Source organism: Streptomyces sp. NPDC059247 (assembly GCF_042754005.1).
Classification (GTDB): Bacteria; Actinomycetota; Actinomycetes; order Streptomycetales; family Streptomycetaceae; genus Streptomyces.
In genome coordinates, this window is sequence record NZ_JBHYZW010000028.1 from 1 (window position 1) to 13,763 (window position 13,763).

Below are 13,763 nucleotides of genomic sequence, written 5' to 3' on the forward strand. Positions count from 1 at the left end.
CACCTGCGGTACGGACGGTTCGGCGCCGCCAGCTAACACGACCGCAGGGTGCGGGCTCAACGGAATTAGCGGGCATCGAGGTTTCCGGCGCGGCGGATCGCGGATCGCGGATCGCGGACCCGTTCCCGGTCCGCGATCCGGCGCGGCGAACGCGATCCCCCCGGGGTCAGCCGCCGTACGCGCCGCTCGCCGTGAGCCGCAGGGCCGTGTCGATCAGCGGCACATGGCTGAAGGCCTGCGGGAAGTTGCCCACCTGCCGCTGGAGCACGGGGTCCCACTCCTCGGCGAGCAGTCCCAGGTCGTTGCGGAGCGCGAGGAGCCTCTCGAAGAGCGCGCGGGCCTCGTCGACCCGGCCGATCATCGCCAGATCGTCCGCCAGCCAGAACGAGCAGGCCAGGAACGCGCCCTCGTCGCCCTCCAGACCGTCGACCCCCGCCTCCTCGCCGGACGTCGGGTAGCGCAGCACGAAGCCGTCCTCGGTGGACAGCTCCCGCTGGATCGCCTCGATCGTGCCGATGACCCGCTTGTCGTCCGGCGGCAGGAAGCCCATCTGCGGGATCAGCAGCAGCGAGGCGTCCAGCTCCTTGGAGCCGTACGACTGGGTGAAGGTGTTCCGCTCCCGGTCGTAGCCCTTCTCGCAGACGTCCCGGTGGATCTCGTCGCGCAGCTCGCGCCAGCGCTCCAGCGGGCCGTCCGCGTCCCCGGACTCGATGAGCTTGATCGTGCGGTCGACGGCCACCCAGGCCATCACCTTGGAGTGGACGAAGTGGCGGCGCGGGCCGCGCACCTCCCAGATGCCCTCGTCGGGCTGGTTCCAGTGCTTCTCCAGATAGTTGATCAGCCTGATCTGGAGGAGCGAGGCGTAGTCGTTGCGGGAGAGGCCCGTCATGTGCGCGAGGTGGAGGGCCTCGGTGACCTCGCCGTACACGTCGAGCTGGAGCTGGTTCGCGGCGCCGTTGCCGACCCGGACCGGGCCGGAGTTCTCGTACCCCGGCAGCCAGTCCAGCTCCGCCTCGCCGAGCTCCCGCTCGCCCGCGATGCCGTACATGATCTGGAGGTTCTCCGGGTCGCCCGCGACCGCCCGCAGCAGCCAGTCCCGCCAGGCGCGGGCCTCCTCGCGGTAGCCGGTGCGGAGCATGGAGGAGAGGGTGATCGCCGCGTCCCGCAGCCAGGTGTAGCGGTAGTCCCAGTTGCGGACGCCGCCGATCTCCTCGGGCAGCGAGGTCGTCGGCGCCGCCACGATCCCGCCGGTCGGCGCGTACGTCAGCGCCTTCAGGGTGATCAGGGAGCGGACCACCGCCTCCCGGTAGGGGCCGTGGTACGTGCAGTGCTCGACCCAGTCGCGCCAGAAGTCGGCGGTCGCCGTGAGGGCGCCCTCGGGGTCGGGCAGGGCGGGCGGCTCCCGGTGGGAGGGCTGCCAGGACAGCGTGAACGCGATCCGCTCGCCGGGGCCCACGGTGAAGTCGGAGTACGTCGTGAGGTCCTTGCCGTGGGTCTCGGCCTCGGTGTCGAGCCACACCGAGTCCGGCCCGGCGACGGCGACGGTGCGGTCACCGACCTTGTGGACCCAGGGCACGATCCGGCCGTAGCTGAACCGCATCCGCAGCGCGGACCGCATCCGGACCCGGCCCGAGACGCCCTCCACGATCCGGATGAGCTGCGGGGCCCCTTCGCGCGGGGGCATGAAGTCGGTCACCCTGACCGTGCCGCGCGGGGTGTCCCACTCGGACTCCAGGACCAGCGAGTCGCCCACGTAGCGGCGCCGGTCGGCCGGGGCGGGGTCGGCGTCGGGGGACCCGGCGGGTCCCACCCGCCAGAACCCGTGTTCCTCGGTGCCGAGCAGGCCCGCGAAGACCGCGTGCGAGTCGAAGCGGGGGAGGCAGAGCCAGTCGACGCTGCCGTCCCGGCAGACCAGCGCGGCCGTCTGCATGTCTCCGATGAGTGCGTAATCCTCGATGCGCCCGGCCACGTGCTTCACTCCAGTCGAACGGCCATGTCCGCCCCGCGGGGCGCTTGCTTGGAATCGCGCCGGGGGATGTCGGCCGGCGCCGTTTGTCAGCGGTCAAGGGGTCTTCGACGAGCTCTTGGTCCGGGTGACGGGCGGGGTGGTGCCGCTGGCCGGTCGGCTCGGTGGGGAACGTCCGAGCAGAATACGTCGCACCCTAGTGACCTGGTGATCACACCGGTAACGCCGTTGCTCCGTTCGGGTGAACGAATGCGATCCTCCCCTCCGGAGTGGGTCCCGAGCCGCTATCCGTGTCGCCGTCTGTGTGCACCCGACTGCCCCGTGTGGCCGGAAGCGGTCTCCCGATGTCGCTGATACCCTGGTACCCCGTGGACCGGTGGGAAACGGCGAGAGCCGAGGACACCGAAACCGCAGCGACGGCACCCCCCGATTCTTCCGGAGGGCACGCCGGTACGCACCTCCAAACGCGACCACGGGAGCCCCCTCTTGGCGATGCCGCCCAAAACCACGACGACCAAGCACATCTTCGTCACCGGGGGTGTCGCCTCCTCCCTCGGCAAGGGCCTGACCGCCTCCAGCCTGGGTGCGCTCCTCAAGGCCCGCGGCCTGCGGGTCACGATGCAGAAGCTCGACCCGTACCTGAACGTCGACCCCGGCACGATGAACCCCTTCCAGCACGGCGAGGTGTTCGTCACCAACGACGGCGCCGAGACCGACCTGGACATCGGCCACTACGAGCGCTTCCTCGACGTCGACCTCGACGGCTCGGCCAACGTCACCACCGGCCAGGTCTACTCGCAGGTCATCGCCAAGGAGCGGCGCGGCGAGTACCTCGGCGACACCGTGCAGGTCATCCCGCACATCACCAACGAGATCAAGTCCCGCATCCGCCGGATGGCCGCCGACGACGTCGACGTCGTCATCACCGAGGTCGGCGGCACGGTCGGCGACATCGAGTCGCTGCCGTTCCTGGAGACCGTCCGCCAGGTCCGCCACGAGGTCGGCCGGGACAACGTCTTCGTCGTGCACATCTCGCTGCTGCCCTACATCGGCCCCTCCGGCGAGCTGAAGACCAAGCCGACCCAGCACTCCGTCGCCGCGCTGCGCAACATCGGCATCCAGCCCGACGCGATCGTGCTGCGCGCCGACCGCGAGGTCCCGACCGCCATCAAGCGCAAGATCTCGCTGATGTGCGACGTCGACGAAGCCGCGGTGGTCGCCGCGATCGACGCCAAGTCGATCTACGACATTCCGAAGGTGCTGCACTCCGAGGGCCTGGACGCCTATGTCGTCCGCAAGCTCGACCTGCCCTTCCGCGACGTGGACTGGACCGTCTGGGAGGACCTCCTGGACCGCGTCCACAACCCCGACCACGAGGTCACCGTCGCGCTCGTCGGCAAGTACATCGACCTGCCCGACGCCTACCTCTCGGTCACCGAGGCCATGCGGGCCGGCGGCTTCGCCAACAAGGCGCGCGTCAAGGTCAAGTGGGTCACCTCCGACGACTGCAAGACCCTGGCCGACGCCGAGAAGCAGCTCGGCGACGTCGACGCGATCCTCATCCCCGGCGGCTTCGGCGACCGCGGTGTGAGCGGCAAGGTCGGCGCGATCCAGTACGCCCGTGAGAACAAGGTGCCGCTGCTCGGCATCTGCCTGGGCCTCCAGTGCATCGTCATCGAGGCGGCCCGGAACCTGGCGGGCATCCCCGAGGCCAACTCCACCGAGTTCGACCCGGCCACCGCGCACCCCGTCGTCTCGACGATGGAGGAGCAGCTGGCGTACGTCGAGGGCGCGGGCGACCTGGGCGGCACCATGCGCCTCGGTCTGTACCCGGCGAAGCTCGCCGAGGGCTCGATCGTCCGCGAGGTCTACGGCGACCAGCCGTACGTGGACGAGCGCCACCGGCACCGCTACGAGGTGAACAACTCCTACCGCGCGGAGCTGGAGAAGAAGGCCGGTCTGGTCTTCTCCGGCACCTCCCCGGACAACAAGCTCGTCGAGTACGTCGAGTACCCGCGCGAGATCCACCCCTACCTGGTCGCCACCCAGGCGCACCCGGAGCTCCGCTCCCGCCCGACCCGCCCGCACCCGCTCTTCGCGGGCCTGGTCAAGGCGGCCGTCGAGCGCAAGACGGGTCGGCCGGTGAAGTAACCGACCTGTCGGTTCCTGGCGTTACCGTTGCCGGGGTACGGGCCCTTCGAGGGCCCGTACCCCGGTTTTCGTATGTGGGAGGACAGCTCATGCAGGTGAAGGACACCCCGGAGGAGTGGCGGGTCACGGCCACCACGACCCCCTTCACGGGCAAGAAGACCAGTGTCCGCACGGACGACGTCGAGATGCCCGGCGGCACGGTCGCGCGCCGCGACTACCAGGTCCACCCCGGCTCGGTGGCCGTGCTCGCCCTCGACGAGCGGGACCGGGTGCTGGTGCTCCGGCAGTACCGCCACCCCGTGCGGCACAAGCTCTGGGAGATCCCGGCCGGACTCCTCGACGTGCCCGGGGAGAACCCGCTGCGCGCGGCGGAGCGCGAGCTGTACGAGGAGGCGTACGTCAAGGCCGAGGACTGGCGGGTGCTGGCCGACGTCTACACCACGCCGGGCGGCTCCGACGAGGCCGTACGGATCTTCCTCGCCCGGGGCGTCTCGGAGGCGGAGGGGGAGCGCTTCGAGGTCTCCGACGAGGAGGCCGACATGGAACTGGCCCGGGTGCCGCTCACGGACCTCGTCCGGGGCGTCCTCGCCGGTGAGCTGCACAACAACTGCCTGGTCGTGGGCGTCTTGTCCCTGGTCGCCGCCCGGGCGGGCGAGGGCCTGGACGCCCTCCGCCCGGCCGACGCGCCGTGGCCCGCCCGCCCCTTCGAGGCGTAGCGCCCCGGTGGGGCGGGGGCCGGGGGCGGCGGTGTGCGGAACCCGGCGGTGAGCGGCTGACGTCCGGCAGCTGGCACCCTGCGCCCGGCACCTGGCGGTGGGCGAGCCGCGTCGTGGCCTCCGGGACCCGGTGGCCGCCCGGCGCCCGTACCTGATGGTGGGCGGTCGTGCCCCAGCCCCCATTCCCCGGAGCCCGGGGAGCGGGCGGCGATGTGGGTGCCCGCGCCGAAGCCGCCCCGCGCGGGGCGGTCGTGCCCCCGTCCCCGGCGCCCGGTGTCCGACCGTGGACGGCCGGACACCGGCACTCGGCACCTGGCGGTGGACGGCCGCGTCCCGGCGCCAGGTCTCCGGTGCACGGCGGCGGGCGGTAGCCCCCACGCGTGCCCCCCACGCAGGCCCCCCGTGGGTCCCCGGCTCCGGCGAACGGCGGTGTGGTGTGACCATCCGCTGATCCGATCGGGCGATGTGCCCGCCCTGCTCCGCCGGGTCGGTGCCACGCCCTGAACTACGCTCGGAATCGCCCGTGCGGAGTCCCCCGCGGGATCGGCTCGTGCGCAGGTGGACGGGAGCGTGGCCCGTGACGGATCAGGCTGTGGCAGCGGCCGGCAGCCGGCAGTTCTTCGGCCGGCAGCGGGAGTTGAAGGCCCTGCGCGCCGACATCGGGCGGACCGGCCTCGACACCCTCACCGGCCGCAAGGCGCCCCGGGCCCGCGTCCTGCTCATCGCGGGCCGCCCCGGCTCCGGACGCACCGCGCTCGCCGAGGAACTGGTCGCCGGACTCGCGGACCGCTACCCGGACGGGATCTTCCGGGCCCGGCTCACCGAACCCGGCGGCGATCCCGTCCCCACCGCCCGGGTCGCCCGGGAGCTGCTGGCCGCCCTCGCGGTCGCCGAGCCCCCGGGAGCCGCCGAGGACGAACTGACCGAACTCGTCCGCGGCGCCCTCGCCGGACGCCGGGCCGTCCTGGTCCTCGACGACGCCGTCGACGCCGAGCAGGCCGACCCGCTGATCCCCGACAACCCCGACAGCCTGGTGATCGGCGTCGCCCGGGGCCCGCTCACCGGCATCCCCGACGTACGGCCCTGCACCCTCGGCGGGCTCGACCCCAAGTCGGCCATCGAACTGCTCACCGCCTACACCGGCTCCGTACGGGTCACCGTCGATCCGCAGGCCGCGGAGACCCTCGTGGAGGAGTGCGGCGGACTGCCGGCCGCCGTCGTGCTGGCCGGGGGCTGGCTCGCCACCCACCCCAAGATCTCCGTCGCCGACCTCGCCAAGAGGCTCCGGGCCCGCACCGGCGACCCGCTCACCCGGGCCTTCCTCCTCGCCCACGAGGCACTGCCCGGGACCGCCGCCCGGATACTGCGATTCCTGGTCCTCGCCCCGCTCGGCCGCGCCGACGCCCACACCGCCTCCGCCCTGGCCGGCTGCTCGGTCTCGGCCGCCGCGACCACCCTCGCCGACTTCGCGGCCCTGGGCGTGGTCCGGGACGTCGGCGACGGCCAGTACGAGGTGCCGGGCCACCTCGTCCCCCTGCTCCGTGCCCAGCTGGAGGAGCACGACCGGCCCGCCGAGGTGCAGCTCGCGCGGGCCCGGATGCTGGAGCGGACCGTACGGCTCCTCCAGTCGTGCCGTGCGGTCACCGAGCCCGAGGACTCGCCCGCCCGCCGGAAGCTGGCCGGTCTGCCCCGCGCCCTGCGCTTCCCGAACACGACCGAGGCGGCCGTCTGGCTGCGCACCCGGCAGTCCTTCCTGCTCGCCTGCGCCCGGCTCGCCGTCGCCGACGGGGAGCTGGACACCCTGGCGCGCCGACTGGTCGCCTCCCTGGTCAGGGCCCTCGCCGCGCACCGGGGCGCCGAGGCCGCCGCACCCGAGCTGTACGGGCTCCACCGGCTGGTCCTGGACGTGGCCGAGCGGCGCGGACTGCACCGCGAGCGGGCCGCCGCCCTGCTGAACCTGGCCGATCTCGACGCCCGCACCGGCCGCACCCGGGACGCCCTGGCCCGCTACCGGACCGCGCTGGACGCCGGGCGGGCCGCGAACGACCCGTACGCCACCGGCCGCGCGATGGAATCCGTAGGCGGCTCCTACCAGGAGCTGGGCGACTGGCACCGGGCCGCCGACTGGTACGGGCGGGCGCTCGCCCAGCGGCTCGCCCGGGAGGAGCGCGCCGACCAGGCCCGGCTGTACGGGCGCCTCGGCGCCGTGCAGACGTACGCGGGCCGGTACGGCGAGGCCCTGCGCAACTGGCGGGCCGCCGCGGCGGGACACCGGCGGCTCGACGATCTCCCGGGCTACGCGCGGGCGTTGAGCGAGGCGGCCCGGGTCCAGGAGTACGCGGGACGCCCCGAGGAGTCGCTGCGGACCTGCGAGGAGGCGGTGGAGTGGGCGCGGCGCGCGCAGGACGTCCGGCTCCAGGCCGCGCTCCGGCTGAGGCTGGCCGACACCCTCGACCGGCTCGGCGACCCGGCGGCGGCCCGGCTGCACCGGGCCGCGGCGGACAGACTGCTGGAAACGGAATCGTCTGCCTACGAAATCCGTAGTGGGTCCATGAAAGATTAGTACTTTGAAAGGCTAGACAGCGGGAAGTCCTTCATTAGACTGGGTCCGCCGCGTGTGAACGTGGTCTGCCCCGGTGTGCCGTGACGCCTCCGGGTATGTATCGCCATGCCCCAGTTATCCCCCTGATTCAAGGACCGTGATCGACGATGAAGGTCGGCATCCCCCGCGAGGTCAAGAACAACGAGTTCCGCGTGGCCATCACCCCCGCCGGTGTCCACGAGCTCGTCCGCCACGGCCACCAGGTGCTCGTCGAGCAGAACGCCGGAGTCGGCTCCTCGATCACGGACGCGGAGTACGTCGCCGCGGGCGCCGAGATCCTCCCCACCGCCGACGAGGTCTGGGCCGCCGCCGACCTGCTGCTCAAGGTCAAGGAGCCCATCGCCGAGGAGTACCACCGCCTCCGCAAGGACCAGACGCTCTTCACCTATCTGCACCTCGCCGCCTCCCGCGAGTGCACGGACGCGCTCCTCGCCTCCGGCACCACCGCCATCGCGTACGAGACCGTCGAGACCGCCAACCGCGCGCTCCCGCTGCTGGCCCCGATGTCCGAGGTCGCGGGCCGGCTGGCCCCGCAGGTCGGCGCCTACCACCTGATGCGCTCGGCCGGCGGCCGAGGCGTCCTCCCCGGCGGCGTGCCCGGCACCCACGCGGGCAGGGCCGTGGTCATCGGCGGCGGCGTCTCCGGCTGGAACGCCACCCAGATCGCCGTCGGCATGGGCTTCCACGTGACCCTGCTCGACAAGGACATCAACAAGCTCCGCGAGGCCGACAAGATCTTCGGCACCAAGGTGCAGACGATCGTCTCCAACGCCTACGAGCTGGAGAAGGCCGTCGTCGAGGCCGACCTCGTCATCGGCGCCGTCCTCATCCCGGGCGCCAAGGCCCCGAAGCTGGTCACCAACGAGCTCGTCGCCAAGATGAAGCCCGGAAGTGTCCTTGTCGACATCGCGATCGACCAGGGCGGCTGCTTCGAGGACTCGCACCCGACCACCCACGCCGAGCCGACCTTCCAGGTCCACAACTCGGTCTTCTACTGCGTCGCCAACATGCCGGGCGCGGTCCCGAACACCTCCACCTACGCCCTCACCAACGCCACGATGCCCTACATCGTGTCGCTGGCGAACAACGGCTGGGCCGAGGCGCTGCGCCGCGACCCCGCCCTCGGTCTGGGCCTCAACACCCATGACGGCAAGGTGGTTTACAAGGAGGTCGCCGAGGCGCACGGCCTCGACCACGTCGAGCTGAGCAGCCTCCTGGGCTGACCCCGGCGACGCCGCCGTCAACGCGTGCCGTCAATGCCACGCACCCGGCCGGACCTTGTTCGACAAGGTCCGGCCGGTCGTGTCTGCGGACCTGCCGGAACGTTCGGCCGACTCGCCTCGAACGTGACCCTTTAACCGATTCGCGCATCCCCGAAACGTGTGGATGCGTGGCTGCGCACCCTTGACAGAGACGTGTTCGGTTGCCGACACATCGGGCCGGGTCCGGCGGATTGTGTTGCTGCGGAGCGGTGACACGCCATAGAGTCGCCAACCGTCGGCATGGTGCCACGCTGACCTATCGATAAATGTTCCTGGTGACATCCAAGGAGGTAAGACGACTTGTGAATGAGTCGACAATTACTCCCGGGAGCGGTGCGCCAGGTGCTCCGATCGGCTCCGTCGCGGTGCGGACCTTCGCGACGCACCAGCCCATGACGACAGCCCACACGATGAAGACGATGGACGGCCTACACGTGAACGCCACGGCCGGCAACGAGATGGGCCGAGAGTCCACCCACTTCGCCGCCTACGACGAGGTGCCCGAGGGGCACTTCTACGACCCCGACGCCGAGTACGAGCCCGACCCGGAGTACGCGGCCACCCTCGCACCCGACGCTGCCCGCCAGCGCCGCGAGCGGATCGGCCCGACCGGACGGCCCCTGCCGTACTTCCCGATCCCCGGTCCCCTGACCGACCACGGCCCCGCGAAGATCATCGCGATGTGCAACCAGAAGGGCGGCGTCGGCAAGACCACGTCGACCATCAACCTGGGTGCCGCGCTCGCGGAGTACGGCCGCCGGGTGCTGCTCGTCGACTTCGACCCGCAGGGAGCCCTGTCGGTCGGCCTCGGCGTGAACCCGATGGAGCTCGACCTCACCGTCTACAACCTGCTCATGGAGCGGGGCATGTCGGCCGACGAGGTCCTCCTCAAGACCGCCGTGCCCAACATGGACCTGCTGCCGAGCAACATCGACCTCTCGGCCGCCGAAGTCCAACTGGTCAGCGAGGTCGCGCGCGAGTCGACGCTCCAGCGGGCCCTGAAGCCGCTGATGAACGACTACGACTACATCGTGATCGACTGTCAGCCCTCGCTCGGCCTGCTGACCGTGAACGCCCTGACGGCGGCTCACAAGGTCATCGTGCCGCTGGAGTGCGAGTTCTTCGCCCTGCGCGGAGTGGCGCTGCTGACCGAGACCATCGAGAAGGTCCAGGAGCGGCTCAACCCCGAACTGGAGCTGGACGGCATCCTCGCCACGATGTACGACTCCCGCACGGTGCACAGCCGCGAGGTCCTCGCGCGCGTCGTCGAAGCCTTCGACGAGCACGTCTACCACACGGTCATCGGGCGGACCGTGCGCTTCCCCGAGACCACCGTCGCGGGCGAGCCCATCACCACCTACGCCTCCAACTCCGTGGGTGCCGCCGCCTACCGCCAGCTCGCCAGGGAGGTGCTCGCCCGGTGTCACGCCGAGTGAGTCTGCCCGGGGCCGACGAACTCTTCCGTACGACCGGGGGAACGGCGCTCCAGGCGTCCGCACCCCGCCGGACCGTCCCGGCTCCCTCGGGCCCGGGCGACCCGGCGGCGGCCGAGGGCTCCTCGGAGCACACGGCCGCGGACTCCGAGTCCGGCGAGCCGCGCGCCCGGACGGCGGAGCCGGAGGCCACCGGCCCCAGGACCGCGCCCACCGCCCCGGTGCCCGCACCGGCGGCGCGGCGGCGCGGCGGCCGGGCCCCGAACCGGCGGCCCAGCGGCCGTGAGCGCCATGACGAGAAGATCACGGTCTACGTCTCCGCCGAGGAGCTGATGGACCTGGAGCACGCCCGGCTGGTGCTCCGCGGTGAGCACGGTCTCGCCGTGGACCGGGGCCGGATCGTCCGGGAGGCCGTCGCGGTCGTCCTGGCGGACCTGGAGTCCCGGGGCGACGCGAGCATCCTGGTGCGCCGCCTGCGCGGTCGCTGACGGTAGCCTGCGGGCTGCCGCGCTCCCCGCTCCCCTGGACCTCCATGCACCGCGCCCCTGACGAAACGTCCCGCCCACCGGGCCGCCCCCCGGTGGGGCCGGGAGAGACCGTTCCACCGCCTCCCGGCAACCCCGCGCGGCCGGTGGCCCCCACCGCCGTCCCCGCCCCGGCGGGGCCCGCCGGGGCGCAGAGGGCCGCCGGGACCGGGGAGGACGACGCCGGGCGGTTCACCGTCCGGCTCACCAACTTCGAGGGGCCCTTCGACCTGCTCCTCCAGCTCATCGCCCGGCACAAGCTCGACGTCACCGAGATCGCCCTCTCCCGGGTCACCGACGACTTCATGGCCCATCTGCGGGCCCTCGGACCGGACGGCGACCTCGACCGGACCACCGAGTTCCTGGTCGTCGCCGCCACCCTCCTCGACCTCAAGGCCGCCCGGCTGCTGCCCGCCGCCGAGGTGGAGGACGAGGCCGACCTCGCCCTCCTGGAAGCCCGCGACCTGCTCTTCGCCCGGCTCCTCCAGTACCGCGCGTACAAGCAGGTCGCGGCGATCCTGGCGGACCGCTGGGAGACCGAGGGCCGCCGCCACCCCCGTACCGCAGGACTCGAACCGCACCACGCGGCGCTGCTCCCCGAGGTCGTCCTCTCCCTCGGCGCGGAAGGGCTCGCCCGCCTCGCCGCCGAGGCCATGCGCCCACGGCCCGAGCCCCGGGTGGACATCGGCCACGTCCACGCCCCGCTGGTCAGCGTCCGCGAGCAGGCCGCCGTGGTGGTCGCCCTGCTGCGGGAGCGCGGTGCCGCGCTCTTCCGGGAGCTGATCGAGGACGTCGGCGACGACACCCTGACCGTCGTGGCCCGCTTCCTCGCCCTCCTGGAGCTCTACCGGGACAAGGCCGTGGCCCTCGACCAGGAGACCGCCCTGGGGGACCTCACGGTCTCCTGGACCGGCGGCGACGCCGAGGCCCGCGTCACGGACGAATTCGACCACCCGACCCCCGTCCCGGAGGAACCGGCATGAGCGACCTCAAGCCCGCCCTCGAAGCCGTCCTCATGGTCGTCGACGAGCCCGTCGCCGAGGAGCACCTCGCCAAGGTCCTGGAGCGGGCCCCCGACGAGGTGGCGGACGCCCTGTGCGAGCTGGCCGACGAGTACACCGCGCAGGGCCGGGGCTTCGAGCTGCGGCGGGTGGCGGGCGGCTGGCGCTTCTACACCCGCCCCGAGCACGCGGCGGCGGTCGAGGCCTTCGTCCTGGAGGGGCGGCAGGCCCGGCTCACCCGCCCGGCCCTGGAGACGCTCGCGGTCGTCGCGTACCGCCAGCCGGTCGGCCGTTCCCGGGTCTCCGCGGTGCGCGGGGTCAACTGCGACGGCGTGATGCGCACCCTCCTCCAGCGGGGTCTGGTGGAGGAGGCGGGCGCGGAACCCGAAACAGGTGCGATCCTGTACAGGACGACGAACTACTTCCTGGAGCGGATGGGCCTGCGCGGCCTGGACGAGCTCCCCGAGCTGGCGCCCTTCCTCCCCGACGCGGAGGCGGTGGAGCCGGACTCGCTGGAAGGGGTCCCGTCGTTCGATCCGGACCTGCCGGATCGTGAGGACGACGACAAGACGGAAGTTTGATGCGAAGCAGCAGCGGCAGGAACAGCAGCGGAAACAACGGCGGGAGCCGTGGTGGCAACAGCGGCGGCCGCGGCGGCAGCAGCGGCGGCTCCGGCCGGGGCGGCTCCGGCGGGGGCGGCGGCTACCGGGGCTCCGGCGGCGGCGGTGGTGGCGGCGGCCGGGGCGGTTCCGGCTCCGGCGGCGGTGGCTACCAGGGCGGCTCCGGCGGGGGCTCCGGCTCCCGTGGCGGCTACCAGGGCGGCTCCGGTGGCGGCGGTGGCTCCCGTGGGGGCTCCGGCGGCGGCTCCGGTTCTCGTGGCGGTTACCAGGGTGGTTCCGGCGGGGGCTCCGGCTCCCGTGGCGGCTACCAGGGCGGCTCCGGCTCCGGCGGTGGCTACCAGGGCGGCGGCCGGGACGACCAGAAGCGCCCGAGCAACCCGCGCCGACCCCGCCCCGAGGAGCGCTCCTACGAGGTGAGCGCCCCCTCCGAGCCCCCGAAGAAGGGCCGGGGCACGGCGGCCCGCGGCGGCGCCAAGGGCGGCCCCAAGGCACCCCAGGGCGGCACCCCGCCCCGTCGTGGCCCGCACGGGCAGCGGCAGGCCCCGGCGCGCTCGCGCGAGCTGGAGGCCAAGATCGAGCAGCGCAACCGGGAACGGTACGAGGGGCGCCCCGAGGTCCGTACCCCGAAGACCTTCCCCGGCGCCGAGCAGGAGGGCGAGCGCCTGCAGAAGATCCTCGCCCGCGCCGGCATGGGCTCGCGACGCGCCTGCGAGGAGCTGATCGAGCAGGCCCGTGTCGAGGTCAACGGCGAGATCGTCCTGGAGCAGGGCAAGCGCGTCGACCCGGCGAAGGACGAGATCAAGGTGGACGGCCTGACCGTCGCCACCCAGTCGCACCTGTTCTTCGCCCTGAACAAGCCCGCCGGTGTCGTCTCCACCATGGAGGACCCGGACGGCCGTCAGTCCCTCGGCGACTACGTCAACAACCGTGAGACCCGGCTCTTCCACGTCGGCCGTCTCGACACGGAGACCGAGGGCATCATCCTGCTCACCAACCACGGCGAGCTGGCCCACCGCCTCACGCACCCGAAGTACGGCGTGAAGAAGACCTACCTGGCCGCCATCACCGGCCCGCTGCCCCGCGAGGTCGGCAAGCGGCTCAAGGACGGCATCCAGCTGGAGGACGGCTACGCGCGCGCCGACCACTTCCGCGTGGTCGAGCAGACCGGCAAGAACTACCTGGTCGAGGTCACGCTGCACGAGGGCCGCAAGCACATCGTGCGCCGGATGCTGGCCGAGGCCGGTTTCCCGGTCGAGAAGCTGGTCCGTACGGCCTTCGGCCCGATCTCCCTGGGCGACCAGAAGTCGGGCTGGCTGCGCCGCCTCACCAACACGGAGGTCGGCATGTTGATGAAGGAAGTCGGTATGTAGCACCCGTTCCCGTCGTACGGACGATCCGTACGACGGGAACGACGGGGAAGCCCGTGACCGCCTGGCGGTCACGGGCTTCCCCCGTGTACGGGCCCGTGCCCCCCCGCCTTCCGCGCGG

General features: G+C 72.5%; 10 protein-coding genes. 9 read left to right on the forward strand and 1 reads right to left on the reverse strand.

What is annotated here, in order from left to right; genetic code table 11:
- Positions 1 to 166: 166 nt before the first annotated feature.
- Complete coding sequence (locus tag ACFXGN_RS30075) at positions 167 to 1,969, reverse strand: glycoside hydrolase family 15 protein (protein ID WP_384865159.1); 1,803 nt, start codon at positions 1,967 to 1,969, stop codon at positions 167 to 169.
- 489 nt (positions 1,970 to 2,458) lie between these two features.
- Between ACFXGN_RS30075 and ACFXGN_RS30080 the strand changes: the two genes are divergently transcribed.
- The 9 genes from ACFXGN_RS30080 to ACFXGN_RS30120 all read left to right on the forward strand — a co-directional run bounded on the left by ACFXGN_RS30080 (position 2,459) and on the right by ACFXGN_RS30120 (position 13,645).
- A complete protein-coding gene (locus tag ACFXGN_RS30080) occupies positions 2,459 to 4,117 on the forward strand; it encodes a CTP synthase (RefSeq protein WP_384865161.1) in 1,659 nt (552 codons plus the stop codon).
- Between the two features lie 89 nt (positions 4,118 to 4,206).
- Entirely contained in the window at positions 4,207 to 4,833 is a 627-nt protein-coding gene (locus tag ACFXGN_RS30085; protein ID WP_384865162.1) for an NUDIX domain-containing protein, read from the forward strand.
- 577 nt (positions 4,834 to 5,410) lie between these two features.
- The gene (locus tag ACFXGN_RS30090) at positions 5,411 to 7,396 is read left to right on the forward strand and encodes a tetratricopeptide repeat protein (protein WP_384865164.1); all 1,986 of its coding nucleotides are present in this window, start codon (positions 5,411 to 5,413) and stop codon (positions 7,394 to 7,396) included.
- A 146-nt stretch (positions 7,397 to 7,542) separates the two neighbouring features.
- On the forward strand, positions 7,543 to 8,658 hold the full coding sequence (gene ald, locus ACFXGN_RS30095; protein ID WP_384865166.1) for an alanine dehydrogenase: 1,116 nt from the start codon (positions 7,543 to 7,545) through the stop codon (positions 8,656 to 8,658).
- Positions 8,659 to 9,107: 449 nt separating this feature from the next.
- Positions 9,108 to 10,133, forward strand: coding sequence for a ParA family protein (locus tag ACFXGN_RS30100; protein ID WP_351789048.1), 1,026 nt, complete (start codon positions 9,108 to 9,110; stop codon positions 10,131 to 10,133).
- Positions 10,118 to 10,618, forward strand: a complete 501-nt coding sequence (locus tag ACFXGN_RS30105) for a hypothetical protein (RefSeq protein WP_384865168.1) — start codon at positions 10,118 to 10,120, stop codon at positions 10,616 to 10,618. The genes ACFXGN_RS30100 and ACFXGN_RS30105 overlap by 16 nt, the downstream gene beginning before the upstream one ends.
- A gap of 14 nt (positions 10,619 to 10,632) precedes the next feature.
- The gene (locus ACFXGN_RS30110; protein ID WP_384865238.1) at positions 10,633 to 11,637 is read left to right on the forward strand and encodes a segregation and condensation protein A; all 1,005 of its coding nucleotides are present in this window, start codon (positions 10,633 to 10,635) and stop codon (positions 11,635 to 11,637) included.
- Complete coding sequence (gene scpB / locus ACFXGN_RS30115; RefSeq protein WP_384865170.1) at positions 11,634 to 12,236, forward strand: SMC-Scp complex subunit ScpB; 603 nt, start codon at positions 11,634 to 11,636, stop codon at positions 12,234 to 12,236. Before ACFXGN_RS30110 ends, scpB begins: the two co-directional genes overlap by 4 nt.
- Positions 12,236 to 13,645: a pseudouridine synthase gene (locus ACFXGN_RS30120; RefSeq protein WP_384865172.1), complete on the forward strand. Its 1,410-nt coding sequence runs from the start codon at positions 12,236 to 12,238 to the stop codon at positions 13,643 to 13,645. Before scpB ends, ACFXGN_RS30120 begins: the two co-directional genes overlap by 1 nt.
- The last annotated feature ends 118 nt before the right edge of the window (positions 13,646 to 13,763 follow it).

Bases quoted from the DNA above. Each gene is read 5' to 3' on its own strand.
- ACFXGN_RS30080 (WP_384865161.1), top strand. From the start codon at position 2,459: ATGCCGCCCAAAACCACGACGACCAAGCACATCTTCGTCACCGGGGGT.
- ACFXGN_RS30085 (WP_384865162.1), top strand. From the start codon at position 4,207: ATGCAGGTGAAGGACACCCCGGAGGAGTGGCGGGTCACGGCCACCACG.
- ald (WP_384865166.1), top strand. From the start codon at position 7,543: ATGAAGGTCGGCATCCCCCGCGAGGTCAAGAACAACGAGTTCCGCGTG.
- ACFXGN_RS30100 (WP_351789048.1), top strand. From the start codon at position 9,108: ATGAAGACGATGGACGGCCTACACGTGAACGCCACGGCCGGCAACGAG.
- scpB (WP_384865170.1), top strand. From the start codon at position 11,634: ATGAGCGACCTCAAGCCCGCCCTCGAAGCCGTCCTCATGGTCGTCGAC.
- ACFXGN_RS30120 (WP_384865172.1), top strand. From the start codon at position 12,236: ATGCGAAGCAGCAGCGGCAGGAACAGCAGCGGAAACAACGGCGGGAGC.